The 25,785-nt window shown below is 71.3% G+C and carries 24 protein-coding genes; 12 read left to right on the forward strand and 12 right to left on the reverse strand.

All coding sequences use genetic code 11. The annotated features are described in order from the left end of the window. Positions 1–814 precede the first annotated feature (814 nt). Positions 815–1,459: a GntR family transcriptional regulator gene (locus tag BLW76_RS33700; RefSeq protein ID WP_091315114.1), complete on the forward strand. Its 645-nt coding sequence runs from the start codon at positions 815–817 to the stop codon at positions 1,457–1,459. Then, entirely contained in the window at positions 1,456–2,451 is a 996-nt protein-coding gene (locus tag BLW76_RS33705) for a 1-aminocyclopropane-1-carboxylate deaminase (protein WP_091315117.1), read from the forward strand. The genes BLW76_RS33700 and BLW76_RS33705 overlap by 4 nt, the downstream gene beginning before the upstream one ends. 15 nt (positions 2,452–2,466) lie before the next feature. On the opposite strand, the gene BLW76_RS33710 is transcribed toward BLW76_RS33705, so the two are convergent. From BLW76_RS33710 to BLW76_RS33720, 3 genes are read right to left on the reverse strand one after another with little or no spacing between them, the layout of a single operon-like run. Then, positions 2,467–2,850, reverse strand: a complete 384-nt coding sequence (locus tag BLW76_RS33710; RefSeq protein ID WP_091315120.1) for a RidA family protein — start codon at positions 2,848–2,850, stop codon at positions 2,467–2,469. Continuing rightward, positions 2,850–3,608, reverse strand: a complete 759-nt coding sequence (locus BLW76_RS33715; protein WP_091315122.1) for an IclR family transcriptional regulator — start codon at positions 3,606–3,608, stop codon at positions 2,850–2,852. The genes BLW76_RS33710 and BLW76_RS33715 overlap by 1 nt, the downstream gene beginning before the upstream one ends. Beyond that, the gene (locus tag BLW76_RS33720) at positions 3,605–4,540 is read right to left on the reverse strand and encodes a sugar kinase (protein WP_244170702.1); all 936 of its coding nucleotides are present in this window, start codon (positions 4,538–4,540) and stop codon (positions 3,605–3,607) included. The genes BLW76_RS33715 and BLW76_RS33720 overlap by 4 nt, the downstream gene beginning before the upstream one ends. Positions 4,541–4,692: 152 nt before the next feature. Between BLW76_RS33720 and BLW76_RS33725 the strand changes: the two genes are divergently transcribed. Genes BLW76_RS33725 through BLW76_RS33760 form a run of 8 tightly spaced genes read left to right on the forward strand, consistent with a single transcriptional unit; the run spans position 4,693 to position 14,599 of the window. Continuing rightward, a complete protein-coding gene (locus BLW76_RS33725) occupies positions 4,693–5,991 on the forward strand; it encodes an amino acid deaminase (RefSeq protein ID WP_091315128.1) in 1,299 nt (432 codons plus the stop codon). Continuing rightward, entirely contained in the window at positions 5,991–7,586 is a 1,596-nt protein-coding gene (locus BLW76_RS33730; RefSeq protein WP_091315131.1) for an N-acyl-D-amino-acid deacylase family protein, read from the forward strand. Before BLW76_RS33725 ends, BLW76_RS33730 begins: the two co-directional genes overlap by 1 nt. After that, on the forward strand, positions 7,583–8,971 hold the full coding sequence (locus tag BLW76_RS33735) for a GntP family permease (RefSeq protein ID WP_091315134.1): 1,389 nt from the start codon (positions 7,583–7,585) through the stop codon (positions 8,969–8,971). Before BLW76_RS33730 ends, BLW76_RS33735 begins: the two co-directional genes overlap by 4 nt. Before the next feature lie 42 nt (positions 8,972–9,013). Then, positions 9,014–10,141 (forward strand): lactonase family protein, encoded by a 1,128-nt coding sequence (locus BLW76_RS33740; RefSeq protein WP_091315137.1) that lies wholly within the window; start codon positions 9,014–9,016, stop codon positions 10,139–10,141. A 25-nt stretch (positions 10,142–10,166) separates the two neighbouring features. Next, a complete protein-coding gene (locus tag BLW76_RS33745) occupies positions 10,167–11,441 on the forward strand; it encodes an extracellular solute-binding protein (RefSeq protein WP_091315140.1) in 1,275 nt (424 codons plus the stop codon). Beyond that, positions 11,441–12,388, forward strand: a complete 948-nt coding sequence (locus tag BLW76_RS33750) for a carbohydrate ABC transporter permease (protein ID WP_091315142.1) — start codon at positions 11,441–11,443, stop codon at positions 12,386–12,388. The genes BLW76_RS33745 and BLW76_RS33750 overlap by 1 nt, the downstream gene beginning before the upstream one ends. Then, a complete protein-coding gene (locus BLW76_RS33755; RefSeq protein WP_091315145.1) occupies positions 12,379–13,227 on the forward strand; it encodes a carbohydrate ABC transporter permease in 849 nt (282 codons plus the stop codon). The genes BLW76_RS33750 and BLW76_RS33755 overlap by 10 nt, the downstream gene beginning before the upstream one ends. 1 nt (position 13,228) lies before the next feature. After that, complete coding sequence (locus BLW76_RS33760; RefSeq protein WP_091315148.1) at positions 13,229–14,599, forward strand: beta-N-acetylhexosaminidase; 1,371 nt, start codon at positions 13,229–13,231, stop codon at positions 14,597–14,599. Here BLW76_RS33760 and erm read toward each other — a convergent pair. The 4 genes from erm to BLW76_RS33780 form a co-directional block, all read right to left on the reverse strand. Further along, a complete protein-coding gene (gene erm, locus BLW76_RS33765; protein ID WP_244170442.1) occupies positions 14,596–15,327 on the reverse strand; it encodes a 23S ribosomal RNA methyltransferase Erm in 732 nt (243 codons plus the stop codon). The two genes, BLW76_RS33760 and erm, sit on opposite strands and share 4 nt — an antisense overlap. Before the next feature lie 212 nt (positions 15,328–15,539). Then, positions 15,540–17,288 carry a M64 family metallopeptidase gene (locus tag BLW76_RS33770; RefSeq protein WP_091315152.1) on the reverse strand — a complete coding sequence of 583 codons (1,749 nt, stop codon included), beginning with the start codon at positions 17,286–17,288 and terminating at the stop codon, positions 15,540–15,542. A 96-nt stretch (positions 17,289–17,384) separates the two neighbouring features. Next, complete coding sequence (locus BLW76_RS33775) at positions 17,385–18,053, reverse strand: response regulator (RefSeq protein ID WP_091315154.1); 669 nt, start codon at positions 18,051–18,053, stop codon at positions 17,385–17,387. Beyond that, positions 18,050–19,624: an ATP-binding protein gene (locus BLW76_RS33780; RefSeq protein ID WP_091315157.1), complete on the reverse strand. Its 1,575-nt coding sequence runs from the start codon at positions 19,622–19,624 to the stop codon at positions 18,050–18,052. The genes BLW76_RS33775 and BLW76_RS33780 overlap by 4 nt, the downstream gene beginning before the upstream one ends. Before the next feature lie 156 nt (positions 19,625–19,780). Between BLW76_RS33780 and BLW76_RS33785 the strand changes: the two genes are divergently transcribed. After that, complete coding sequence (locus BLW76_RS33785) at positions 19,781–21,127, forward strand: cation:dicarboxylate symporter family transporter (RefSeq protein ID WP_091315160.1); 1,347 nt, start codon at positions 19,781–19,783, stop codon at positions 21,125–21,127. A 132-nt stretch (positions 21,128–21,259) separates the two neighbouring features. On the opposite strand, the gene BLW76_RS33790 is transcribed toward BLW76_RS33785, so the two are convergent. Then, positions 21,260–21,655: a winged helix-turn-helix transcriptional regulator gene (locus BLW76_RS33790; protein WP_091315163.1), complete on the reverse strand. Its 396-nt coding sequence runs from the start codon at positions 21,653–21,655 to the stop codon at positions 21,260–21,262. Between the two features lie 104 nt (positions 21,656–21,759). Between BLW76_RS33790 and BLW76_RS33795 the strand changes: the two genes are divergently transcribed. Next, positions 21,760–23,172, forward strand: a complete 1,413-nt coding sequence (locus BLW76_RS33795; RefSeq protein ID WP_091315165.1) for an MFS transporter — start codon at positions 21,760–21,762, stop codon at positions 23,170–23,172. A 108-nt stretch (positions 23,173–23,280) separates the two neighbouring features. Here BLW76_RS33795 and BLW76_RS33800 read toward each other — a convergent pair whose 3' ends face one another. From BLW76_RS33800 to BLW76_RS33815, 4 genes are all read right to left on the reverse strand, one after another. Next, a complete protein-coding gene (locus BLW76_RS33800; RefSeq protein WP_091315168.1) occupies positions 23,281–23,724 on the reverse strand; it encodes an SRPBCC family protein in 444 nt (147 codons plus the stop codon). Between the two features lies 1 nt (position 23,725). Beyond that, entirely contained in the window at positions 23,726–24,448 is a 723-nt protein-coding gene (locus BLW76_RS33805; protein WP_091315171.1) for an anti-sigma factor family protein, read from the reverse strand. Further along, positions 24,445–24,996 carry a sigma-70 family RNA polymerase sigma factor gene (locus BLW76_RS33810; RefSeq protein WP_026469270.1) on the reverse strand — a complete coding sequence of 184 codons (552 nt, stop codon included), beginning with the start codon at positions 24,994–24,996 and terminating at the stop codon, positions 24,445–24,447. The genes BLW76_RS33805 and BLW76_RS33810 overlap by 4 nt, the downstream gene beginning before the upstream one ends. Before the next feature lie 148 nt (positions 24,997–25,144). Continuing rightward, complete coding sequence (locus BLW76_RS33815) at positions 25,145–25,648, reverse strand: hypothetical protein (protein ID WP_091315172.1); 504 nt, start codon at positions 25,646–25,648, stop codon at positions 25,145–25,147. Positions 25,649–25,785 lie beyond the last annotated feature (137 nt).

A 25,785-nucleotide genomic window follows, 5' to 3' on the forward strand; every position in this document is an offset into this window, starting at 1 on the left:
GGGTCGGGCCACCCCGCCTTGAAGAGCGGCCGGGGCCAGGGTGGGGCAGTAAAGATCGCCTAGGTCGGGACCCGCGCCGGCCGGAGTCGGGTCGGACCGGCTGAGCTCTGGGCCCGGCCGGGGCCGCATCGGGTCGGCCCCGCCGTTGAAGATCGCCTCGGTTGCGTCCCGCACCGGCCGAGGCGGGCGGGCCGGCAGTGCCGCACGCCGGCCCGCTTGAAACCACCCCGCGTCGGCTGAGCGGTTCGCTCCGGCTGCGACGTGCGGCACACTTCCGGGTCGTGCTTACTCCACTCGTCGCCGGGGTGTTCGCGCTCGCCGGAGTCCTTCCGGCGCCTTCCTCGAACCCGTCAAAGCGCGGGTCGCGGCCCGGACGCGCCTTCGGGAAGAACGCGCCCTGCGGTCCGCCCAGCTCGTCGAGGCAGCGACCGCCGCTCGCGACTCCGTTCTCTGGCTCTTCCGGACCGTCCGCACGGTCGCGCCCTCCCTGCCCCCGAGCCCCGAACTCGTCGCCGATGCGGAGCAGCGCTACTGGACCGCGCGCAGCGATCTCAAGAAGGCCCTTCTCCTGCTCCGCCTGGTCGGACCGGACGAGCTGGTCGCCGGCGCGCTGGCCGTCGCGGAAGCCGATCGGGCGCTGCGGACGCTGTGGTTCGACCGCGCCCCGGCTGCCCGGCTGGCGCACTCCGCCGAGATGTCGGCCGTGCTGCGGCAAGGGCGGCACGCCTTCGACGAGTTCACCGACCTCGCCCGGCAGCTCACCACGCCGAGCTGAGCAGACGCACCCTTGCCGGCCCACTCGCCGACATCTAACATGTTAGATGTGAGTCTCTCGAAGGTCACTCGCCCCCTGCTTCGCGACGAGGCGTACGACCGCATCCGCCGCGCGATCGTCGACGGCACGCTCCCGCCCGGGGCGCCGCTGCGCGACGGCGACCTCGCCGACCAGCTCGGGCTCTCGAAGGCGCCCGTCCGCGAGGCCCTCCGGCGGCTGGCCGACGACGGCCTCGTGGACTCCAAGCCGCAGAGCTACACGCGCGTCTCCGAGGTGATGTCCCCCGACGTCCTCGACGCCCGCGAGATCGTCCGGGTGCTGCACGAGTTCGCCGTCCGCCGGGCCGCCGCGCGGTGCCGTCCCGCCGACATCGCCGCCATGCGCGCGGCCAACGACCGGTTCGCGAAAGCCATCGAGGCCCGGGACATCGCGGCCGCCGTCAAGGCCGACGACGAGCTGCACGACGTCCCCGTCCGGCTGGCCGGGAACGCCGCCGTCGCCGCGACCCTCGACCGCTACACCCCGCTGCTGCGCCGCCTCGAACACGCGCGCTTCAGCTCGGCACTCGCCTGGAACTCCGTCGAGCGCCACACGATGCTCATCGACGCGCTCGAGAAGCACGACACCCCAACCGCCGTCGAGGTGATCTCGACCATCTGGACCGATCTGCTGGAGGACCGATGACCCTCGCCGACTTCCCCCGCTACCCGCTGCTCTTCGGCCCGTCGCCGGTGCACCCCCTCGACCGCCTCACCGAACACCTCGGCGGCGCGAAGATCTGGGCCAAGCGTGAAGACGTCAACTCCGGTCTCGCCTACGGCGGCAACAAGACCCGCAAGCTCGAGTACCTCGTCGCCGACGCGCTGAAGCAGGGCGCCGACACGCTCGTCTCCATCGGCGGCGTCCAGTCCAACCACACCCGCCAGGTCGCCGCGGCCGCGGCGCGGGCCGGACTGAAGGCCGTTCTCGTGCAGGAAAGCTGGGTCGACTGGCACGACCCGCTCTACGACAAGGTCGGCAACATCCAGCTCTCGCGCATCCTCGGCGCCGACGTCCGGCTCGTCGAGGCCGGTTTCGGCATCGGCTTCAAGGAGGCGTGGGAGAACGCGGTCGCCGAGGTGGAAGCGCGGGGCGGGAAGCCGTACGCCATCCCCGCCGGCGCCTCCGACCACCGGCTCGGCGGCCTCGGCTTCGCGAACTGGATCGTCGAACTCGAGAAACAGGAAGAAGAACTCGGCGTCTTCTTCGACACCGTGATCGTCTGCTCGGTCACCGGCAGCACCCAGGGCGGGATGGTCGCCGGGACCGCCCTCGGGAAGCACCGCCGCATCCTCGGCATCGACGCTTCCGCCAAGCCCGGCGAAACCCGCGAGCAGGTCACGCGCATCGCGCGCAACACCGCCGAGCTGATCGGCGCCGGTGAGATCCCCGACGTCGAGCTGGACGACCGCTACCACGGCGGGATCTACGGCATCCCCGACAAAGCATGCTTGGACGCCATCGAGACGTGCGCCCGGCTGGAGGGGATGATCACCGACCCGGTGTACGAGGGCAAATCCATGGCGGGCCTCATCGATCTCGTCGAGAACGGCGAGATCGCCCGTGACTCGAACGTCCTCTACGCCCACCTCGGCGGGCAGCCGGCCCTGAACGGCTACACGAGCGTCCTGGGCTGACCGCCCGCCGAAGGCTCAGTCCAGCACGCAGAGCACGTCGATCTCGACGAGGAGCTCGCCCGGGAGGCCGACGTACACGGTCGTACGGGCGGGCTGCGGCTCGTCGCCGATCAGCTCGTCGTACACCTCGTTGAACGGCGCGAAGTGCGCGGTGTCGGTCAGGTACACCCGGACCATGATCGCGTCGGCGAGGCTGGAGCCCGCCGCCGCCAGCACGGCCTCGATGTTCTTGAACGTCTGCCGCGTCTGGCCGGCGACGTCGTCGCCGACGATCGCGCCCGTGGCCGGGTCGAAGGCGACCTGGCCGGCGACCTGCAGCAGGTTCCCCTTGCGGACGGCCTGCGAGAACTTCGCCGGCGGCTTCGGCGCGTTCTCGGTGGAAACTGCCGTCTTGCTCATCAGTGCCCCTTTCCGTTCTCCGTCCATCCACTGTGGACGGAAGCTTCCTTCGTGGCGGCCCGCAGCTCGGGCACCAGCGCCAGCAGGCCTTCGTAGTCGAGCAGCACCTTCGGCACCGACATCGACGCGGCGGCCAGCACCTCGCCGCCGGTTCCCCGGACCGGCGCCGCGATGCAGTGGATGAAGTCCTCGTGCTCGGCGTTGTCGACGGCGTACCCGCGCTGGGCCACGCGTTCGAGTTCGGCGAGGTAGTCCGCGGGCGTGGTGATCGTGTTCGGCGTCCGCACCGGGTACTCGATGGACCGGGCGATCTCCTCGCGGCGGGCCGGCGGCATCGCCGCGACCAGCACCTTCCCCACCGCCGTGCAGTGCAGCGGCGCGCGCTTGCCGATGCGCGAGTACATCCGCACCGAGTGCCGTCCCTCGAACTTGTCGATGTAGACGACTTCGCCGTCCTCGTAGCTGGCCAGGTGCACGGTGTGCCCGGTGCGCGCGTTGAGGGCCGCCAACGCCGGGTGGGCGCTGCGCCGGACGTCGAAGGAGTCCAGGGCCTGGTTGGCGAGGTCGAACATGGCGCTGCCCAGCCGGTAGTGCCGGGCGCCTTCGCGGCGGACGAAGTGGTGCTGTTCGAGGGTGCGCAACAGCCGCAGCACGGTCGACTTGTGCACGCCGATCTCGTCGGCCAGGTCGTCGAGCGTGCGCGCGTCCTGCGCGATCGAGTTCAGCAGCGTCAACGCGCGGTCCAAGCTCTGACTCACGTGCGCACCACCCCTTCACCGGTCAGCCGCGCCGAACGCCACTCGTCCGGGTCTGCCTGCAGCAGGGTAGCCACGACGTCGCGCGGCAGCGGCACCCCGACGTCGTCGTGCGTGAGCAGGGTGACCGCGGCCTGGAGGTGCCCCTGCCGAAGCCGCTCCAACGGCGTGGCGCCGCGCAGGGTCGCGGCGAGGAACCCGGCGGCGAAGGCGTCGCCCGCGCCGACCGGCTCGACGACGTCGACCTGCAGCGCGGGTGCGAACAGCGGCTCGCCCTCGACCAGCGTCGCGCCGCGTTCGCCGTGCTTGACGACGAGCGTGCGCGGCTGCGGCAGCAGGGCCCGCAGCTTCGCCGGGTCACCGGTCCCCCACACGCGCTCGGCCTCGTCGTCGCCGGTCAGGACGATGTCGGCCTGGGCGGCCAGCTCGGCGAGCAGCCCCGGGTCACGGCCGGCCCAGAGCGCGGGCCGCAGGTTGACGTCGAAGGAGATCAGCCGGTCGCCGCGGGGCATGGCCAGGATCGCGCGCACCAGTTCGAGGCAGCTGTCCGACAGCGCGGGCGTGATGCCGGACAGGTGGATCACGCGGACGCCGTCGAGGTCGAGCCGGTCCAGCACGGACGGCCCCATCCCGGACGCGGCCGAGCCCGTCCGGTAGTAGCGCACCGGACTGCCGCCGGCGCCGCTTTCCTTGACGTAGAGCCCGGTCGGGCGCGCCGGGTCGACGGAGCACGCGCTGACGTCGACGCCGTGGGACGCCACCTCCCGCAGCATCGCCCGGCCGAACGGGTCGTCGCCGACCGCGCTCACCCAGCCACTGCGGACGCCCAGCGTCGGCAGGTTGCAGGCCACGTTCGACTCGGCGCCGCCGATGGTGCGGACCCAGCGCTTCACCTCGTCCGGCGGGCCGGGCTCGGCGGGCACGAACAGGGCCATCGTCTCGCCCACGCACAACACCTCGGGCCCGCTCGTCACTGTCCGTCTCCCTGCCCTTCACCCCGTTGACCTGTGGCGACCCGGATGCTACACCTATGGCACTCAAAATGCGCAACAGTCGTTGCACTATATGCAACAGGGGTCGCCGCCTGATGAACGCATGCACGATGAACGCCGCCGCGCTCGATGCCCTCCGCCGGGAGCGCATCGACTGGCGCTTCCGCAACGCCGCCCCCGCCCTGACCGGGCTCACCCTGGACGAAGCCGCGGACCGCAGGCTCAACCTGTTCACCGACGGGTTCTTCGCCCCCTTCGTCGTCCTCGACGAAGAAGCGCTCGAACACAACCTGCGGACGATGGCCGCGTGGTGCGCCGCGCGGGGCGTCGTGCTCGCACCGCACGGCAAGACGACCATGGCACCGCAGCTGTTCGCGCGCCAGACGGACCACGGCGCCTGGGGCGTGACCTGCGCGAACGCCGGTCACCTCCGGATCTACCGCGCCTTCGGCGTCTCCCGGATCCTGCTGGCCAACCAGCTCGTCGACCGCGCCGGCCTGCGCTGGCTGGCCGCCGAGCTGGCGGCCGACCCCGCGTTCGAGTTCGTCTGCTGGGTCGACTCGGTCCGCGGCGTCGAGCTGATGACCGCGGCCCTCGAAGGCAGCGAACGCCCGGTGGACGTCCTGGTCGAGCTGGGCGCCGACGGCGGGCGCACCGGCGTCCGCGACACCGCGACGGCGCTGGCGGTCGCCGAGGCGGTCCACGCGAGCCCGGTGCTGCGGCTGCGCGGCACCGGCGGCTACGAGGGCGCGCTGTCCCACGACACCGACGAAGCCGCGCTGCGGAAGATCAGCTCCTATGTGGACGGTCTCCGCGAACTCGCGATTTCGTTCGCGGACAAGGGACTGCTCGACGGGCAGATCATCGTCACCGCCGGCGGCAGCGCGTACTTCGACCAGGTCGCGAACGAGCTCACCAAGCCGTGGCCGGACGGCCTCGACGTGCTGCCGGTGCTGCGCAGCGGCGCCTACCTGACCCACGACGACGGCTTCTACCGCGAGATCTCCCCGCTCGGCGACCACCCGCGCATCGACGGCGTCGACTCCTTCCGGCCGGCGCTGCGGGCGTGGGCGCAGGTGACGTCGAAGCCGTCGGACGCGCTCGCGCTGCTCACCCTCGGCAAGCGGGACGCGTCCTTCGACGAGGGCATGCCCGAGCCGCAGCTGCGCCGGACGCCGGGCGGCCCGGCCGAGCCGCTCGACGGCCACGTCGTCGCGAAGATGAACGACCAGCACGCCTTCCTCACGCTGCCGCCGGGCTCGCCGGTCGAAGTCGGCGACTGGATCGGGCTCGGCCTGTCCCACCCGTGCACGGTGTTCGACAAGTGGCCGCTGCTGCCGGTGACCGCGGCCGACGGCGAAACCGTCGTCGACTACGTCCGGACGTGGTTCTGATGGACGTCGTCGTCCGCAACGCGCTGGTCGCCGACGGCACCGGCGGCCCGCTCGCCCGCCACGACGTCGGCATCTCCGACGGGAAGATCGCGGAGGTCGCCGACGCGGGTTCGCTCACCGGTGGCCGGACGATCGACGCCGACGGCCTGGTGCTCGCGCCCGGGTTCATCGACATGCATTCGCACTCCGACCTGCAGCTGCTGGCCAATCCGGACCACCCGGCCAAGATCACCCAGGGCGTGACGACCGAGGTGCTCGGCCAGGACGGGCTCTCCTACGCGCCGGTCGACGACGTCGTGCTCGAAGCCCTGCGCCAGCAGCTCGCCGGCTGGAACGACGACCCGGCCGGGTTCGACTGGAACTGGCGCTCGGTCGGCGAGTACCTCGACCGCCTCGACCAGGGCATCGCCGTCAACGCCGCCTACCTCGTGCCACAGGGCACGGTCCGGATGCTCGCCGTCGGCTGGGCCGACCGCCCGGCCACCGAGACCGAGCTGAACCGGATGAAGGAACTGGTCGCAGCCGGCCTGCACGAGGGCGCGATGGGGATGTCGTCCGGCCTCACCTACACGCCGGGGATGTACGCGGAGACGAGCGAACTGGTCGAGCTGTGCCGGGTCGTCGGCGAGCTGGGCGGGTTCTACAGCCCGCACCACCGCAGCTACGGCAAGGGCGCCCTCGAAGCCTTCGCCGAGATGATCGACGTGAGCAGGCAGTCCGGCTGCCCGCTGCACCTGGCGCACGCGACGATGAACTTCTCGGTCAACAAGGGCAAGGCGCCCGACCTGCTGAAGCTGCTGGACGACGCCCTCGACGACGGCTGCGACATCTCGCTGGACACGTACCCGTACCTGCCGGGCGCGACCTACCTGAGCGCGCTGCTGCCGAGCTGGGCCACCGAAGGCGGCCTGGACGCCACCCTCGCCCGCTTGTCCGATGCAGACGAACGCGAGCGGATCCGCGCCGAGATCGAAGAGTCCGGTTCGGACGGTGCGCACGGCGTCCCGATCGACTGGGACGCCATCGAAATCAACGGCGTCCGCAACGAGCACAACGCCCACCTCGTCGGGCACAGCGTCGCCGCGTCGGCCCGCACACAAGGCACCGAACCGGCGAAGCTGTACTTCGACACCCTGCTCGACGAACGGCTCGGGACGTCGTGCCTGATGCACGTCGGGCACGAGGAGAACGTCCAGGCCATCATGCGGCACCGGACGCACACCGGCGGCAGCGACGGGCTGCTCGTCGGCGCCCGGCCGCACCCGCGCGCGTGGGGCACGTTCCCCCGCTACCTGGCCCGGTACGTCCGCGAACTGGGCGTGCTGGACCTCGCCGAGTGCGTCGCCCACCTGACCGGGCGGGCCGCGCGGCGGCTGCGGCTGGCCGACCGCGGGCTCGTCCGCGCCGGGTACGCCGCCGACCTGGTGCTCTTCGACCCCGACACGGTCGCCGACACCGCCACCTTCGACGACCCGCGGCAGGCCGCCGCGGGCATCACCCACGTCTTCGTCAACGGCGTCGCCGCCCTCGACGACGGAAGCCCCACCGGCGCCCTCGCCGGCCACTCCCTGCGCAACCCCCGGAGAGCCCGATGATCCACTGGCTGCAACACACCACGGGCGGGCTGCTGACGCTCGCCGCCGTCTCGATCGCCGTCCTGCTGGTGCTGATCATCAAGCTGAAGCTGGAGCCGTTCATCGCGCTGATCGTCGTCGGCCTGCTCACCGCGCTGGCCGCGGGCCTGCCGGTCGGGACGATCGTCGGCTCGGCGCAGAAGGCGTCGGACTCCCTGCTGGAAAAGGGGTTCGGCGGCATCCTGGGCCACATCACGGCGATCATCGGGCTCGGCACGATCCTCGGCTCGATCCTGGAACGCTCGGGTGGCGCGAAGGTGCTCACCGGGGCGCTGCTGCGGTCGTTCGGCGAGAAGCGGGCACCCCTCGCGATGGGCGTCGCCGGGTTCGTCTTCGGCATCCCGGTGTTCTTCGACATCGGTATCTTCGTGCTGGCCCCGCTTGTCTACGTCGCGGCGCGCCAGGGCGGCAAGTCGCTGGTGCTGTACGCGATGCCGCTGCTGGCGGGCCTGTCGATCACGCACGCCTTCCTGCCGCCGCACCCCGGCCCGGTGGCCGCGGCCGGCCTGCTGCACGTCGAACTCGGCTGGATCATCCTGATGGGCCTGGCCTGCGGAATCCCGGCGTTCCTCGTCGGCGGCGTCCTCTACTCGACGTGGATCGGCAAGCGGATCACCGTCGAGGTGCCCGAGGACATGGTCTTCGCCGAGGAAGAGGGCGAGCAGGAGGAGAACCCGCCGTCGCTGGCCCTGGTCGGGGCGATCATCGCGGTGCCGCTGGTGCTGATCCTGGCCGGCACGTTCGGCAGCATCTGGCTGCCCAAGGGTTCCGCGCTCGCCGGCGTCGCCGCGTTCATCGGCACTCCCGCGGTCGCGCTGACCGTCGCCGTGCTGCTCGCCTCCTGGCTGCTGGGCCTGCGGCGCGGGTTCACCGGCAAGGACCTCAACGAGCTGGCCGCCAAGTCGCTGCGGCCGGTCGCGATGATCCTGCTGGTCGTCGGCGCGGGCGCGTTCTTCGGCGCGGTGCTGTCGGCGACCGGGATCGGCAAGGCCGTGGCCGACTCGCTGCACGACGCCGGGCTGCCGGTGCTGCTCGCGGCGTACGTCATCAGCTGCGGCATGCGGATCGCGCAGGGCTCGGCTACCGTCGCCATCGTGACCACGAGCGGCATCATCGCGCCGACCGTGGCCCAGCTGGGGTATTCGCAGATCCAGCTGGCACTGCTGGTGATGGCGATTTCGGCAGGCTCGATCATCGCCTCGCACGTCAACGACGGCGGCTTCTGGATCGTTTCGCGGTACTTCAACCTCACCGTGCCGCAGACTCTTCGGTCCTGGACCGCGCTGGAAACCGTGCTTTCCCTTTCGGGTTTCGGGGTTTCGGCATTGCTCATGGCCGTGGTCTAGACCATACTGGAGCCTGTCACCGCCGAAACCCGTTGGGAGACAATGACGATGACCGGACTTTCCCGTCGCACGTTCCTCGGCGCCGCGGCCGGCGCGGGGGCCGCCACCGTTCTCGGCGCGCAGGTCGCCGGGGCGGTTACCACGGAGAAGGGCTGCTTCGCCGGTACGACCGTGTATGTCGGCAGCTACACCAGCGGGGCGACCGGGCACGGCCTCGATGTCGCCACCCGGTCCGGCGCGGCCCTGTCGCTGCTGCGGACGATCCCGGGGATCACCGACACGTCGTGGTTCGACCGCAGCGCCGACGGCAAGACGCTGTACGTCACCAACGAAGGCGACCCGGCCGGGTACGTCTCGGCACTGAGCCTCGCCGACCCGGCGAAGCCGAAGCTGCTCAACAAGGTTTCGTCGAAGGGTGGCGCGCCGACGCACCTGAGCGTGCATTCGAGCGGGAAGTACGTGCTGGCCGCGAACTACAGCTCGGGCAGCGTGGTCGTGCTGCCGATCCTGGCCGGCGGCAAGCTCGGCACGGCCACGGACCTCGTCACCCACCACGGCGCCGAGCGGGACGCGCACGCGCACCAGGTCGTCAACGACCCGACCGGCCGGTGGGTGCTGGCGGTCGACCTCGGCGCGGACTCGGTGTACGTCTACGGCTTCGCCGCCGGGAAGCTTTCGCTGCACCAGCAGCTGAAGCTGCCTTCCGGTGCCGGGCCGCGGCACCTCGCCTTCGACCGCACCGGGAAGTTCGCCTACATCCTCGGCGAGCTGCGCGCGGAGGTGACGGTGGCGAGCTGGGACGCGGCGGCCGGGAAGCTGAAAGCGCTCTCGGTCGTCCCGGCCGTGCCCGCCGGGAGCACCGGTGACCGGTTCCCGGGCGAGATCGTCGTGTCGAACGACGGCAAGTTCGTCTACGCCACCGTTCGCGGCCCGAACACCCTGGCCACGTTCTCGGCGTCCGGCGCGACGCTGAAGCTGCTGTCGAACGTGCCCACCGGTGGCAACTGGCCGCGGCACGTGGCCCTCGACCCGTCCGAAAGCTGGTTCTACGTCTCCAACCAGCGCTCCGGCACCGTCACCTGGCTGCCGCGCGACCCGGCCACCGGCCTGCCCGGCGCCCCCGCCGGTTCGCTCGCCGTCGGCAGCGTCAACTCCGTCTACTTCGCCTGACCCCGGTCCCCCACTGGAGGCACCCATGAGACTGCTGCCGTTCGCCGCCGCGCTGGTCCTGCTGGCCGGCTGCGCCCCCACCCAGTCCGCGCCCGCGGGCGGCGGTGGGGACGAGAAGACCGGCACCGTCCGCGTCTGGCTGTTCGACGAGGCCAACCGCGCGCCGAAGGAGGCCGCGGTCAAGGAGGCGATCACCGAGTTCAAGGCCGCGCACGCCGGTGTCGAGGTCGACGTCCAGTGGGTGCCGGTCGAGGGCCGCGCCGACAAGTTCTCGGGTGCCTTCAACGACCCGGCCAACGCCCCGGACGTCGCCGAGTTCGGCAACACCGACGTCTCCAGCTACGCGGCCACCGGCGCGCTGGCCGACCTGACCGGCGACATCGCGGCGTGGCCCGAGGGCAAGGACCTCATCCCGACCGTGCTGGACACCGCGAAGTCCGGCGGTCAGACCTACGGCCTGCCCTGGTACACCGGCATCCGCGCGCTGTACTACCGCACGGACGTCTTCACCGAGCTGGGTCTCAAGCCGCCGTCGACGCTGGCCGAGCTGACCGACACCGCCCGCCGGATCCGGGCCGCCAAGCCGGACCTCTACGGCATCTCCGTCGGCGGCAAGTACACCTACGCGATGCTGCCCTTCCTGTGGGCCAACGGCGGGGAGCTGGCCCAGGCGCAGGGCGGCAAGTGGACGTCGACGGTCACCGGCGAGCAGGCCAAGGCCGGCGTGACGCAGTACGCGAACCTGCTCAAGGACGACATCTGCCCGCCCGCGCAGTGCGCGAACCTCACCGGCACGCAGAGCGTCACGGCGTTCGCCGGCGGCAAGGCCGGGATGACGATCGGCGGCGACTTCAACCGCAAGGCCGTCGAGCAGGGTGCGGTGAAGGGCAAGTACGCCGTCGTGCCGATCCCGGGCACGACCGCGGGGAGCGTCGCGCCCGCGTTCGCCGGCGGCAACCTGCTGGGCGTGTTCAAGGCGAGCAAGCACCGCAGCCTGGCGCTGGAGTTCGTCGAGCTGCTCGGCGGCGCGAAGTACCAGGAGAAGATGTACACCGCGATGGGCAACCTGCCGACGCTGGGCAGCGTGCAGCAGAAGCTCGCCGCGAACGACCCGTTCCTCAAGCCGTTCGTCGACACGCTCAAGGCGGGCACGAAGTTCGTCCCGGCGACGCCGGCGTGGTCGAAGATCGACAGCCAGAACGTGCTGCCGACGGCCGTGCAGCAGATCGCGACCGGCGGCAAGGACCCGTCGGCGGCACTGGCCGACGCGGCCGCCGCGATGAACAAGGCCTTCGGCTAGTGGTGACGCTCCAGGACGCCCCTTACGTCACGGCCCCCGCACGGCGGCCGCGGCGGAAGGGGGACGGCCGGGCCGCCGCGCTCTACCTCGCCCCGGCGGGCATCCTGCTCGCCGCGCTGCTGGCCTACCCGATCTACCAGCTGGTCCTGATCTCCTTCTACGACTACGGCCAGCCGCAAGCCGCGGGCAACGCGCCGCTGGTGTTCCTCGGCTTCGCGAACTACGCCGACCTGCTGTCCCAGGCGCAGTTCTGGACCGTGCTGGCGAAGACGGTCGGGTTCGCCGCGGCCTGTGTCGTCGGCTCGCTGGTCGTCGGCACCGGGCTCGCCGTGCTGGCTTCGCGGGTGCGGTCGCTCCCCCGGATGCTGCTGTTCCTGGCCGCGCTGGGGGCGTGGTCGACGCCGGCGATCGCGGGCTCCTACGTCTGGCTGTTCCTCTTCGACACCGACTTCGGCCTGGTCAACGAGGTGCTGTCGGGGCTGGGGCTGCCGTTCGAACACCACTCGTGGACGTTCGGCACGCTCGGCGCGTTCGGGCTGGTCGCGGCCGAGGTGATCTGGTGCTCGTTCCCGTTCGTGCTGGTCACGATGTACGCGGGGATCAAGGGCGTGCCGGACGAGGTCCTGGAGGCGGCGTCGCTCGACGGCGCGTCGGCGTGGCGCACGACGTGGACGATCGTGCTCCCGATGGTGCGGCCGCTGCTGCTGATCGCCACCGTGCAGTCGATCATCTGGGACTTCAAGGTGTTCACCCAGATCTACGTGATGACCAACGGCGGCGGCGTGGCCGGGCGCAACCTCGTGCTCAACGTCTACGCCTACCAACAGGCCTTCGCCGGGCAGGAGTACGGCCTCGGCTCGGCGATCGGAGTCGTGATGACGCTGTTGCTGCTGTCGGTCACCGGGCTGTACGTCCGGGCGCAGCGCCGGAGCGCGGCATGGCTGTGAAACGTCCCGGGCGGCTGGTCGCCGAAGTCGTCACCGTCGTCATCGCCGGGATCGTCGCGTTCCCGCTGTACTGGATGGTGCTGTCGGCGGTGAAGCCGCCGGGCGAGATCCAGTCGGCTTCCCCGAAGCCGTGGACTTTCAGCCCGTCTTTCGACAGCTTCTCGCGTGTGCTCACCGTGTCGGGCTTCGGGCGGTACTTCGTCAACAGCCTGGTCGTGGCCCTGGTCGTCGTGGCGTTGTCGCTGGTGATGTCGTTCCTGTCGGCCGTGGCCTTGACGCGGTTCTCCTTCAAGGGCCGGACCGTGCTGCTGGTGATGACGCTGGTCGCCCAGATGGTGCCGGTGGAGGCGCTGACGATCCCGCTGTTCTTCCTGATGCGGTCGCTCGGCGGCGCGGTGCCGGCGCTGGGTCTCAACGAGCTCGGCTCGCTGGTGCTGGTGCACCTGGCGTTCAGCCTGCCGTTCGCGATCTGGATGCTGCGCGGGTTCGTCGCCGCCGTGCCGGTGGAGCTCGAAGAGGCCGCCAAGCTCGACGGCGCGTCGCGGATGCGGTTCACCTGGCAGATCCTGTTCCCGCTGGTGGCGCCCGGGCTCGTGGCCGTGAGCGTGCTCGCGTTCATCCACGCGTGGAACGACTTCCTGTTCGCGAAGACGTTCATCGTCTCGAAGACCGAGAACCAGACGCTGCCGCAGGCGATCCTGGTGTTCTTCAAGCCGGAGGACACGGACTGGGGTGCGGTGATGGCGTCGTCGACGCTGATGACGATCCCGGTGCTGGTGTTCTTCGTCCTCGTCCAGCGACGGCTGGTGTCCGGCATGGCCGGCGCCGTGAAGGGCTGACATGGCTTTCGACACGCTGCTCCCCCGCCCGGTTTCGGTGACACCCGCGCCGGGCACATACCCCTGGCCGTCCACAGTGGACGTACGGCCTGCCTCCCTGCCACCGGAGGGGTACCGGCTTTCGATCTCCCCTTCTGGTGTCGTTCTGGAGGTGGCCGATCCTGCCGGGGAGGTCTACGGGCGGGAGACGTTGCGGCAGCTCGCGGGGCCGGCCGCGTTCCGGGTCGCCGGGTTCGCGCCGTCGTCGCTGCCGTGCGGGGTCGTCGAGGACCACCCGCGGTTCGGCTGGCGCGGCTGCCTGCTCGACGTCGCCCGGCACTTCCGGACGAAGGCGGAGGTGCTCCGGTTCGTCGACCTGCTGGCCGCGCACAAGCTGAACGTGCTCAACCTGCACCTCACCGACGACCAGGGCTGGCGCTTCGAGGTGCCTGCGTTTCCGCGGTTGACGTCGGTGGGTGGCTGGCGGCCGTCGTCGATGGTGGGCAGCGGGGGCGAGCAGGACGGCCGTCCGCACGGCGGGTTCTACACCGGCGACGACCTGCGGGAGATCGTCGCCTACGCCGCCTCGCGGGCCGTCACGGTGGTGCCGGAGATCGACATCCCCGGTCACGCGCGAGCAGCTCTTGCCGCCTATCCCGCTTTGGGGACGTCGGCGTCCGCCTCCGAAGTCTGGACCTCCTGGGGGATCAGCACTTCACTGCTTTCGCCCGTCGCGTCCACTTTGGACTTCTTCCGGCAGGTGTTCAACCACCTGCTGGAGATCTTCCCGTCCCCGGTGATCGCCCTCGGCGGCGACGAGACACCGGGCGCGACCGACGAGCACCGCGCGTTCGTCCGGCAGCTGGCCGAGCACCTGGTGGCCCGCGGCCGGACGCCGATGGGCTGGGACGAGGTCCTCGACATCGACGGCCTGCCGCCGATGGTGATCGGCGCGTGGCGCAACGAGGACGCGGGCGTCCGGGCGGCTTCGCACGGACACGACGTGGTGATGTGCCCGGAGCAGCACGTGTACCTCGATCACCGGCAGTCGGCGGATCCCGCGGAGCCGATCCCGGTCGGCTGGGTCCACACGCTGGAGGACGTGTACGCGTATGCGCCGGCGCTGAGCGGGGAGCGGCTGCGCGGGGTGCAGGCGCAGGTGTGGAGCGAGCACCTGGACAGCGTCCGGCGGGTGGACTACATGGCTTTTCCGCGGCTGTCGGCGTTCGCGGAGGTGGCGTGGAGTCCCGGGCCGCGGGACTACGCGGAGTTCCTGCCGCGGCTGCGCGACCACCACCTGCCGCGGTTGGACGCGCTGGGCGTGGAGTACCGGCCGCTGGCCGGGCCGCACCCCTGGCAGACGCGGCCAGGGGTGCCCGGACGGCCGCGCTAGCCGTGCCACACCGCCGTCCACTGCCGCGGGGTGAGGTCCCGCGGCAGGGCTGACGGCGGGATCCCGGCGGCCTTCAGGGTGGCGCGCCGCGATTTCGGGAGGATCTCCCCGATTCCGCGGCCGCGGCCGGTGAACACCGCGCGCACGAACTGTTCGTAGCCCGCGCGGTCGGCCGGGTCGACAAGCGGCTCGCGCCGCCGCGAGATCGTCAGGAGTCCGCCGTCGACACTGGGTTTCGGCCGGAAGCCGTCGGCGGGCACGCGGGCGTGCAACGTGAAGTCGAACCAGGGCGCGGTCTGGGCGGTCAGCATCGTGCGGCCGCCGACACCGGCGCGTTTGCGGGCCACCTCCCACTGGGTGAGGAGGACGGCCTCGGTCCAGCGGCCGTCGGTGAGCAGCCGCCGCAGGATCGGCGTGGTCAGGTGGAACGGCAGGTTGCCGACGACGACCGGCCGGTCCAGCGGCGTCCGCAGGGCATCGTCGTGGACGACGGTCACCGACTGCAGACGGCGCCGGAGCCGGCGCACGCGGTGCTCGTCGAGGTCGACGGCCCGGACGTCCCGCCCGAGCGCCACCAGGCGCCCGGTGATCGCGCCGTCGCCGGCGCCGATCTCGAGGATCGGGCCGTCGGTGGCGCGGACGAGCCGGACGATCCGGTCGATCGTCGGGGTGTGGTGCAGGAAGTTCTGGCCGAGTTCGTGGCGTCCGCCGTGGACGGAACGGGACAAGGGAAGGCACTCCAGACTTGCGGAACGGAGCACCCGGTGGGGTCGCGGGACCGCCTCCGGGTGCCGGGGCATCCGGAAGTACGGCGCGGATCGTCAGCGAAGCGCGCCGTCAGGCGCGCCGGGGCCGCTGAACCGCCCGCCCGCAGGCGGGCATCCACAAAGTTCCCATGGCCGCGGACCCTACAAGCCCGCGGCCCTCAACGGCGACCGATTTACGGCAGCAGCGTAACCGTGAACGACTTCGTCGGGCCCACGTTCCCCGCCGCGTCGATGGACCGGTACTCGATGCGGTGCTTGCCATACCCCGGCGTCCGCTCGGCGAACGGCGAAACCGTCAGCCCGCCCGAGCCGAGGTTGCCGTACGCCAACCCGTCGATGTCCGTGCCGCGTGCCGTGAACAAGTACGGGGCGTTCGGGTCCGTCGGCCAGCCGAAGTACTTGTGCCAGCCGTCGCCGTCGACGCGGAACTCCGGCATTCCGTCGGGCGAGGAGAGCCGCATCGGGAACGAGCCGTGGAACACCGAGCCGGGTGGGAGCTCCGCCGTCGTCTGCGGGCCTGTTCCGTCCACCGTCCACGTCAGGGTCCGGCCGCCGGTCGTGGCGGTGAGCTTGTGCGTGCCGCGGGGTGCGTCCAGGGCGAAGTCGGCGCCCGTCCCGGCGAAGCGACCGTCCAGCGTCCAGGCGACCTGCGGGATCGAGCCCGTCGGCTCGCCCGTTTCGACGTACACCACGTCGTGGGCGCCGACCGGGCGTGACGTCGGCGTCGACGCCACCACCGCCGGGCCGCTCGCCGGCGGGGTGACCACCGTGGTGTCGACCGTCCAGGTCCGGGTCGCGGACGGCCGGACCGCCGGGTCGCGGACGAACGGCGTCGGGTCGGTGACCGTCGCTGTCAGGACATGACGGCCGGGCCGTACGTGGACGCGGCGCAGGTCGACCGCCTCCCGGCCGGGCAGCGCGACGCCGTCGAGGGTCCAGCGGATGTCCAGGCGGTGGCTCACCGGGTGCATCGGGCGCACCCAGACGACGCGGTCGGCGCCGATCGTCCCGGCCGGCGTCCCGCCGGCGACGAGCGGGACCTTCGCCGCGATGCGCTGCGTCATCCGCTCGCGGCCGACCTGGTCGAACGCGTAGCCCAGCGTCTTCATCATCGAGTGGGCGCTCGGCCGCCAGACGCCGGTCTGGCTGTACAGGCCGCCTTCGGACCGGCCGATCGTGCCGCCGGACTCGCTCGGCTCACCGAGCCAGCGCCACCACTTCGCGTGCTGCGCGCGCATCTGCTGCTCGGTCAGCAGCGTGTGGTGGATCGAGTCCGGCTCGCCGCCTTCGTAGGCGCCGCCCGGGACGTTGCGGGCGTAGTAGTCGTACTCGTCGTCGAGGCCGCCGAGCGAGTGGCCGAGTTCGTGCGGCGAGATCAGCGCGGACAGGGCGTTGCCGCCGGACGCCGTCGCGTAGGCGCCGCCCGCGCCGCCGTAGGTGGCGCTGTTGCCGATCGCCAGGATCTGCCGGTTCGCCGGGGACGTGCCGGGCACCAGGTCGGCGTACCGCTGCGCGGCGTCGTCGTCGACGGTCAGCAGCCGCTGCACGCTCTGCGGGTTGCAGCCGCCCCAGAACCCCATGTTCAGCGGGGTGTCCCGGCGTGGTGCGTCGAGCGAGGGGTCACAGTCCACACCGGACTCGGGCGAGGCGATTGAGACGGCGTAGACGTTGAAGTAGCTGCGGTAGGACTTGAACGGCTCCAGCGACCACAGGGTGTTCACGTGCCGCTCGACGTCGGCGAAGAACTTCGGCTGCTCGGCGGCGGTGTAGCCGTCCCCGAGAACGACGAGGTTGAACCGCTGCGCGACCGGCCCGGTGACCTGGACATCGGTGACACCCGCGGCGGGCTCCCCGGCCTGCGCCGGAGTGGCGAGCCCGAGTGACAAAGCCAGCACTGCGACGAACCCGGCCCACTTCCGCATGGCGGCACTCCCCTGGTCGGTGATCTTTCCGGTCTATCGCATGGGAGGCGCCGCGCGGAACCGCCAGAAGTCGTCAGCTGCGCGGTATAGGTCGATTTATCCGCGAGTCAGCCGGTACCAGACCTCGGGCCTGCCGACCTGGCCGTAGTGCGGCTCGCGGTGGGCCATGCCGTTGTCCGCCAAGTACTCCAGGTACCGCCGGGCCGTCACGCGGGACGCACCGATCGCGCTGGCCGCCGCGCCCGCCGAAAGTCCGTCCGCCGCACCTGAAAGCGCGTCGGTGATCGCCTCCAGGGTCTGGACGCTCATGCCCTTGGGCAACGGCGGCTGCTCGGTCGTGCGCAGCGCGCCGAGGGCGCGGTCGATCTCCGCCTGGCCGGTGACCTCGCCGGACGCGTCGCGGAATTCCGCGTAGCGCTCGAGCTTTTCGCGCAGGGTCGCGAACGTGAACGGCTTGAGCAGGTACTGCACCACGCCGACCGACACCGCCGCCTTCACCAGCCCGAGGTCGCGGGCCGACGTCACCGCGATGACGTCGATCGGCAGCCCGGCCGCGCGCAGCGAGCGGCACACCGCCAGGCCGTGCGTGTCCGGCAGGTAGAAGTCCAGCAGCACCAGGTCGACCGGCTCGCGCTCGCAGAACCGCAGTGCCTCGCCGCCGGAATGGACCACGCCGGCCACCGCGAACCCCGGCAGCCGCTCGACGTAGACGCGGTGCGCCTCCGCGGCGACCGGTTCGTCCTCCACCACCAGCACGCGGATCACCGGCCCGCCTCCTGCCGCGGCAGGCGCACGGTGAACACCGCGCCGCCGTCGCGCCCGACCTCGACCGTGCCGCCGTAGCGGCGCACCGCCTGCCCGACGAGCGCGAGGCCGAGCCCGTGGCCGTCCTCCGCCTTCGTCGACCACCCGCGCCGGAACACGTCGGCGTCCTCGGGCACGCCCGGCCCGTTGTCCGCGACGCGCAGCAGCAGGCCGTCCTCGTCGGAGCGGGCGGTGACGACGACCTTCGGGTGCCCGGTGCCGCGCACGGCCGCGTCGAGGCCGTTGTCGATCAGGTTGCCGAGGATGGTCACCAGGTCGCGGGCCTCGACGCCGAGCGAGACGTCGTCGATCACCGTGTCCGGGGTGACCGTCAGCTCGACCCCGCGTTCGCTCGCTTCGGCCGCCTTGCCCAGCAGCAGCGCGGCGAGCACGGGCTCGGCGACCGCGCCGACGACCCGGTCGGTCAGCTCCTGCGCGAACGCCAGCTCGGCGGTGGCGAACTCGACGGCCTGCTCGGGTTTGCCGATCTCGACCAGGGAAACGACCGTGTGCAGCCGGTTCGCGGCCTCGTGCGCCTGCGACCGCAGCGCCTCGGCCAGCCCGCGGGCGGTGGTCAGCTCCCCGGTGAGCGACTGCAGTTCCGTGTGGTCGCGCAGGACCACGACGGTGCCCTGCGCCCGGCCGCCCGAGCGGACGGCGGTCGTGCTGACCAGCAGCACGCGCGAGTCCGTCAGGTGCAGTTCCTCGGCCCGGTTCTCCTCCGACGTGAACGCCTCGGCCAGCCCGTCCGGCAGGCCCAGCGTCGCCAGGTCGCGGCCGACCGGGTCGGCGTCGAGGCCGAGCAGCGTGCGGGCGCCGTCGTTGCAGAGGCCGATCCGCCCGTCCCGGCCGACGAGCAGCACGCCTTCGCGGACCGAGTGCAGCACGGCTTCGTGGTACTCGAAGAGGTTGCTCAGCTCGTCCGGCGCGACGCCGCGGGTCTGGCGCCGCAGCCGGGCGCTGATCAGCCAGCCGCCGAGCGCGCCGACCACCAGCACCGCGCCGGCCACGCCGAACAGCGGCCACAGGCGTTCGCGCAGCTCCGCCGAGATCGCCGCGACGGTGATCCCGACCGCGACCAGCGCGACGACCCGGTGGCCGGCGTCGAACACCGGGACGACCGTGCGCACCGACGGGCCGAGCGAGCCGGTGTAGGTCTCGGTCTGCTGCTCGCCGCGCTGCGCCTTGTCGATGTTCCCGATGTAGTGCTGCCCGATCAGCGCCGGGTTGGGGTGGGTGTAGCGGATCCCGGCCGGGCTCATGATCGTGATGAAGTCGACCTGGGTGTGGTTCTGCACCAGCTGCGCGAACGGCTGCAGCGTCACGCTCGGGTTCGGCGTGGTCACCGCGGCAGCGACGGTCGGCGCGTCGGCGACGGTCAGGGCGACCGCGCGGACCTGGTCGTGCGCGTTCTCGTCCACCGCGCGCCGCGCGTCGAGCCAGGCGAAGGTGATGCCGGCGCCGGCCAGCACGCAGAGCACCACCAGCTGCAGCACGAGCAGCTGGCGGGCCAGGCTCCAGTGGGACCGCAACGTCGGGGGCACCTCCTCATACCAGCACACCGCTCGGGCCGCTGTCCGAACGGGACGGTGCGATCATCACACGAACTCAATGAACACAAGTGAGCCGGATCACCGAACTCGGCCTACAGTGTGCCGCAACCTGAACACCCCTAGCTGGAGGCAACGGTGCCGACACCGACCCCCGACGCGGCGCCGCGCCGCCGCGACAAGACCCACTACCTGTACCTCGCCGTGATCGTCGCGGTCGTGCTCGGGATCCTGGTGGGCTTTCTCTTCCCCGGTTTCGCCAAGGGCCTCAAGCCGCTGGGCGACGGGTTCGTCAACCTGATCAAGATGATGATCTCGCCGATCATCTTCTGCACCATCGTGATCGGTGTCGGCTCGGTCGCCAAGGCGGCCAAGGTCGGCAAGGTCGGCATCATGGCGCTGGTCTACTTCATCGTGATGTCGACGTTCGCGCTCGCCATCGGCCTGGTCGTCGGCAACCTGCTGCACCCGGGCGAGGGACTGCACCTCAACCCCGCCGACGTGAAGAGCGTCCAGAAGTCCGCCACCGGCGCCGAAGGCCCGGTCGACTTCCTGCTGCACATCATCCCGAAGACGCTCGTGTCGGCCTTCACCGAAGGCCAGGTGCTGCAGACCCTGCTCGTCGCGCTGCTGGTCGGCTTCGCGCTGCAGAAGCTGGGCTCGAAGGGCGCGCCGATCCTGCGCGGCATCGAGCACATCCAGCGCCTCGTGTTCCGCGTGCTGGCGATGATCATGTGGGCCGCCCCGATCGGTGCGTTCGGCGCCATCGCCGCCGTGGTCGGCGCGACCGGCTGGGCCGCGCTGAAGAGCCTCGCGGTGATCATGATCGGCTTCTACGCCACCTGCCTGGTGTTCGTGTTCGTCATCCTCGGCCTGGTGCTGTGGATCGGCGCCCGCATCAACATCCTGAGCCTGCTGCGCTACCTCGGCCGCGAGTTCCTGCTGATCCTGTCGACGTCGTCGTCGGAGTCGGCGCTGCCGCGGCTGATCGCCAAGATGGAGCACCTGGGTGTCGGCAAGTCGGTCGTCGGCATCACCGTGCCGACCGGGTACTCGTTCAACCTGGACGGCACGGCGATCTACCTGACCATGGCGACGTTGTTCATCGCCGCGGCCCAGGACGAGCCGCTGTCGATCGGCGCGCAGATCGGCCTGCTGGTGTTCATGATCATCGCGTCGAAGGGTGCGGCCGGTGTCAGCGGTTCCGGTATCGCCACCCTGGCCAGCGGCCTGCAGTCGCACCGGCCGGAACTGGTCAACGGCGTCGGGTTCATCCTCGGCATCGACCGGTTCATGTCCGAGGCCCGCGCGCTGACGAACTTCGCCGGCAACGCGGTCGCGACCGTCCTCATCGGAAACTGGACCAAGGAGTTCGACCGCGAACAGGCGGAACGGGTGTTCGCCGGGACCGCGCCGTTCGACGAAGCCACGTTGATCGACGAGGACCAGCAACCCGAACCCGAGGAAGCCACGGCGAAAGCCTGACCCCTGAACGTTCGTGCTCACGCCCCCGCTGAGCACGAGCCACCGCGGGCCGCGGTGCGAGTCTCCCCGACCTCGCACCGCGGCCCGTTCCACGTTTCAGGAAGGAAGGGCACTTTCACGTGAAAGTGCCCTTCAGGGTTGGGCGTCGTAGGCGACGCGCGCGGCGGCGATGTCGTCGCGGTGCTGCTCCGCCCAGCCGAGCAGGCCGTTCAGCGACTGGTACAGCTCCTTCGCCATCGCCGTGGCCTCGTACTCCACGCGCGGCGGGACGGTCGGGTAGATCGTGCGGACCAGGAGGCCGTCGCGCTCGAGGTTGCGCAGGGTCAGCGTCAGCATCCGGCGGCTGATGCCCTCGACCGCGCGCTCGAGTTCGGTGAACCGCACCGGGCCCCGGATGGCCTCCAGGAGGATGCCGATGGCCCACTTCCCGCTGATGCGGTTGATGACCTCCAGCACCGTGCAGACGTCGAGTTTCTCCGGGTCGATCTCGGTGACCTGGACAGGTACACCGATGTTCCCCTGGGACATGGAAGTGCCTCCTTCCCGGCGGCCCCATGGTCACACAAGATGGGCACTGTTACAAGAAGTGCCCTGGCGACGACCAGGGGAACTCTCGTCTGGAGGGGCCCACCATGGCCGAGAACCACCCCACCCGCTCCCGCGGCCTCGCGCTGGCGGTGCTGTGCGCCGCCTCGCTGATGGTCGTGCTCGACAGCAGCATCGTCGCGGTGGCGCTGCCCGCGATCCAGGCCGACCTCGGCTTCACGCCCGCCGGGCTCTCCTGGGTCGTCACGGCGTACCTGGTCGCGTTCGGCGGCCTGCTCCTGATCTCCGGACGGCTCGGCGACCTGCTCGGCCGCCGCCGCGTCTTCCTCGGCGGGCTGAGCCTGTTCACGCTGGCTTCGCTGGTCGCCGGCCTCGCCACGGACGCGGGTGTGCTGGTCGTGGCCCGGTTCGCCCAGGGCGTCGGCGGCGCGCTCGCGTCGGCCGTGGTGCTCGGGATGATCGTCACGATGTACCCGGAACCGCGCGCCCGGGCCAAGGCGATCGGCGTGTACAGCTTCACGCAGGCGGCGGGCGCGTCCATCGGGCTCATCGCGGGCGGTGCGCTGACGCAGGCGCTGAGCTGGCACTGGACGTTCTACGTCAACCTGCCGATCGGGGTGGCCGCGCTCGCGCTGGCCGTGCGGGTGGTCTCGCCGGACCGCGGGACGGGCCTGCGGGCGGGCCTGGACGTGCTCGGCGCGGTGCTGGTCACCGCGGCCGTGATGCTCGGCGTGTACGGCATCTCGGCGTCGGCCTGGGGCGCGCTGGTGGCGGCCGCCGCGCTGCTCGCGGCGTTCGCGGTGCGGCAGGCGAAGGCGCGGACGCCGTTGCTGCCGCTGCGGCTGTTCCGGATCGGCGCGGTGGCCGGGGCCAACGTGGTGATGGTGCTGATGGTCGCCGGGATGCTCGGTTTCCAATTCGTCACGGCGTTGTTCCTGCAGCAGGTGCTGGGCCTGGACGCGCTGCGGACGGGTGTCGCGTTCCTGCCGGTGCCGGTGGTGATCGCGGTGGCGTCGCTCGGCTTCGCGGACAAGCTCGCGGCCCGGTTCGGCCCGCGGGCGGTGCTGCTGGGCGGCCTCGGCCTGGTGATCGTCGGCCTGCTGCTGCTCACCCAGGTGTCGGGCTCGTACTTCGCCGGCGTCCTGCCGCCGCTGCTGCTCATGGGTCTCGGCGCCGGCGCGGCCATCCCGGCGCTGATGGGCCTGGCGATGGCGGACGTCCCGGCCGCGGACGCGGGCGTCGCGTCGGGACTGATCAACACGACCCAGCAGGTCGGCGCGGCGGTGGGGACGGCGGTGCTGGCCGCGGTGGCGGCTGCGCGCACGGAGAGCCTGAGCGGGCTGGACCACCGGGAAGCACTGGCCGCCGGATACCGGCTGGCCTACGGCGTCAGCGCGGGCTTCCTGATCGCGGCGGTGGCACTGGGCGGCCTGGTCCTGGCCCGCCGCAGCCGCACGGCCCCGGCGGCTCCGGAGCTGTGCACCGCCGGTCAGGCGTAACCCGGCCCATGCGCCCCAATGTGGCGTTCGGTGCGTCCAACGCACCCAATGTGGCGTTCGGTGCGTTGAACGCAACCAACGCCACATTGGGGCGTTTGGGGCCGGGCCTCAGGTGAGGTAGGCGGAAAGCCCACGGTGGCCCCGCCGCATCATCAGCGCGTGGTTCGCGCGGAAGAGCGGCCGGGCCACCGTGTCGAAGCGCTGCAGCAACTTCTTCCGGGCCTGGACGTCCTGGGTGATTTCCAGCAGCGTGCCCGCGCCCGCCGCGCGGACCGCTCCCGCCAGGGTCCCGTCGAGGTCGCCACTGAGCCTGACCCGCATCAGGCCCGTGCGCTCGTCCTGGTGGTCCCGGTGCATCCGGACGATGATCCGGAACGGCAGCCGGGACCGGCAAACCAGCTCGGCGGTGTCGTCGTCCACGCGGCGCACCGCGCGGACGTCCGACCACCACCGCGGGTAGCCGGCGAGGTCGGTGACCACGTCGAACACCCGCCCGGGCGCGGTTCCCGGCAGCAGCCACGTGCTGCGGAACCGGTAGCGCGCGCCCGTCACGTCATACCTGGGCCGAGACCAGCTTCCGGCCGTCGACCGTGACGATGTCGATCGACTTCACGTCGTCGGGCGCGACCAGGGCCGACCCGTCGAGGTTGAAGCCCGAGCTCTCCCACTTCTCGGACACCTGCCAGCTGCCGGCGGTGACCGCCTTGCCGTCCTTGGTGACCACCTGGAGCAGGCACTTCTCGCCGGCCTTTACGCCCTTCACGCTGACGTCGGTCTTGACCCAGCCCTGGAACGGAGCGATCGTCGCGGCCAGCTGCACCCCGGTCGTCGGGTCCCGGGCTTCGACGGTCTTCGTGCCGGGCACGTTCGACGGCGGCGCCGCAATGCCTCCGCCGTTGTCCGGAGCCGTCTGGCGGCCCACCAGGATCCCGCCGCCGAGGGCGGCCACCACCAGCACCGCCGCCGCGACCAGGGCGAGGCCCCGTCGTGACGTCGACCGGCCCGAGCGGGCCGGTGCCACGCGCTCTTCTTCGTCGCGCACCCGGCGCAGGGTCTTCTGCAGCAGCAGGTCCCCGCCTTCGGGCGGCCCGTCGAGGAACGCCTCGGGCGGTACCTCGTCGAGCGACTCGCGCAGCGCCACCAGTTCGTTGAGGTCGAACCGGCACTGCGCGCAGGTCTGCAGGTGCCGCCGCTCGAAGTCGGCCGCCTCGTTCGGATCGAGCGCGCCGAGGGCGTACGCGCCGAGCTGCGTGTGACTCTCGTCCACCGAGTTCATCGCGCCACCTCCGTTCCGCTCGAAATCATCGCTGCTCTGAGTGCTCGTAGTGCGTAGTACGACCTTGATTTCACGGTACCCGGTGCGACGCCCAGTGTTCTCGCCGCTTCGGCCACCGTCCGTCCCCGGTAGTAGATCTCCACCAGGACCTCTCGATGCTCGTTGGACAGCCCGTCCATCGCGCCGAGCACGGTCATCGAGTCGACCACGCCTTGGGCGTGGTCCCGCTCGACGGCCGGGGTCGGCACGCCTTCGGCCGGTTCGGCCACTTCCTGTGGCCGGGCCGCCCGCGCCCGTGCCCGGTCGGTGACCAGGTTGCGCGCGACGGTCAGCAACCAGCCGCGCACCGAGCCCTTTCCGTCGTTCTGCAAGTCGTCCGCGTGTTTCCACGCACGGACGAGCGTCTCCTGGACCACGTCCTCGGCTGCCGCCCGATCCCCGGTCAGCCTCGTCGCGTAGGCCAGCAGGCTTCGCCCGTGTTCGGCGTACAGCTGCCGAATCAGGTCCTCGCCTTTGGCCTTCTTAGGCCGCCTGCCTCCTATGGCCACCCTCGTCCTCCCGACGGTGTTCTGAGTCGGCGAGGACAGTACTGCAACCCTCAGCTCCACCGGCGGTGCGTGCGCCGAGCGCAGCGCGACCATGGTGTTCATCGGCTGCCCGTCCTTCCTCGTTCTGCCCGGAAAACCCCGTCGTCAGTCAGTACCCGGCGCCGCCGGCCTTGCTCTTCGCGGTGATCTTGCTGCCGTCGGGGGCGACGGCGAACCAGGTACCGTTGGCGCCCTGGCCGTTCATGTCGCCCGTGACCTTGTCGGCCGCGCTCTCGTACAGCGGCCAGCCGTTGAGCGTGATCTGCTTGCTGCCGTCCTTGCGGGTCGTCGTGCCGACCTGGGTGTCCTGGATGCCCTTGAGCATCGGCGTGGCCACCCCGGCGAGCATCGGCGGCCACTGGGTCGCGCACTCGCCGTCGCAGTTGGACGTCGGCGGCGAGGAGAGGTCCTTGTCGAACCGGTAGAGCGTCTTGCCGTCGGCGTCGGTCACGACCGCGCCCACGCCGTCGACCGTGGCGACCTGGAGCATCTTGTGCCCCGGTTCCCCGTGCTGCGGCCCTTGCGCGCCGCCTGCCATGTCACCGCAGGCGGACAACGAGGCGACGGCGGCCAGCGCCGCCGCGCTGACGACCACCTGCCGGATACGGTTCATGACGTTCTCTCCTCGGTGAGGGCGGCTCCACCGTCCGGTGGACCTCGACACCTGGAGACACGGCCGCGATCGCGAAACGGTTCAGCCGGTTTCCCGCCCATTCGGTGCCGGTTCGCCGCCGGATTGGTGGGTCCCGG

This window comes from Amycolatopsis tolypomycina (genome assembly GCF_900105945.1).
Lineage (GTDB): Bacteria > Actinomycetota > Actinomycetes > Mycobacteriales > Pseudonocardiaceae > Amycolatopsis > Amycolatopsis tolypomycina.

Bases quoted from the DNA above. Each gene is read 5' to 3' on its own strand.
- BLW76_RS33805 (WP_091315171.1), bottom strand. From the start codon at position 24,448: ATGAACTCGGTGGACGAGAGTCACACGCAGCTCGGCGCGTACGCCCTC.
- BLW76_RS33720 (WP_244170702.1), bottom strand. From the start codon at position 4,540: ATGGCCCTGTTCGTGCCCGCCGAGCCCGGCCCGCCGGACGAGGTGAAG.
- BLW76_RS33730 (WP_091315131.1), top strand. From the start codon at position 5,991: ATGGACGTCGTCGTCCGCAACGCGCTGGTCGCCGACGGCACCGGCGGC.
- BLW76_RS33735 (WP_091315134.1), top strand. From the start codon at position 7,583: ATGATCCACTGGCTGCAACACACCACGGGCGGGCTGCTGACGCTCGCC.
- BLW76_RS33795 (WP_091315165.1), top strand. From the start codon at position 21,760: ATGGCCGAGAACCACCCCACCCGCTCCCGCGGCCTCGCGCTGGCGGTG.
- BLW76_RS33700 (WP_091315114.1), top strand. From the start codon at position 815: ATGTTAGATGTGAGTCTCTCGAAGGTCACTCGCCCCCTGCTTCGCGAC.
- BLW76_RS33815 (WP_091315172.1), bottom strand. From the start codon at position 25,648: ATGAACCGTATCCGGCAGGTGGTCGTCAGCGCGGCGGCGCTGGCCGCC.
- BLW76_RS33745 (WP_091315140.1), top strand. From the start codon at position 10,167: ATGAGACTGCTGCCGTTCGCCGCCGCGCTGGTCCTGCTGGCCGGCTGC.
- BLW76_RS33790 (WP_091315163.1), bottom strand. From the start codon at position 21,655: ATGTCCCAGGGGAACATCGGTGTACCTGTCCAGGTCACCGAGATCGAC.
- BLW76_RS33770 (WP_091315152.1), bottom strand. From the start codon at position 17,288: ATGCGGAAGTGGGCCGGGTTCGTCGCAGTGCTGGCTTTGTCACTCGGG.
- BLW76_RS33760 (WP_091315148.1), top strand. From the start codon at position 13,229: ATGGCTTTCGACACGCTGCTCCCCCGCCCGGTTTCGGTGACACCCGCG.
- BLW76_RS33705 (WP_091315117.1), top strand. From the start codon at position 1,456: ATGACCCTCGCCGACTTCCCCCGCTACCCGCTGCTCTTCGGCCCGTCG.
- BLW76_RS33740 (WP_091315137.1), top strand. From the start codon at position 9,014: ATGACGATGACCGGACTTTCCCGTCGCACGTTCCTCGGCGCCGCGGCC.
- BLW76_RS33755 (WP_091315145.1), top strand. From the start codon at position 12,379: ATGGCTGTGAAACGTCCCGGGCGGCTGGTCGCCGAAGTCGTCACCGTC.
- BLW76_RS33710 (WP_091315120.1), bottom strand. From the start codon at position 2,850: ATGAGCAAGACGGCAGTTTCCACCGAGAACGCGCCGAAGCCGCCGGCG.
- BLW76_RS33725 (WP_091315128.1), top strand. From the start codon at position 4,693: ATGAACGCATGCACGATGAACGCCGCCGCGCTCGATGCCCTCCGCCGG.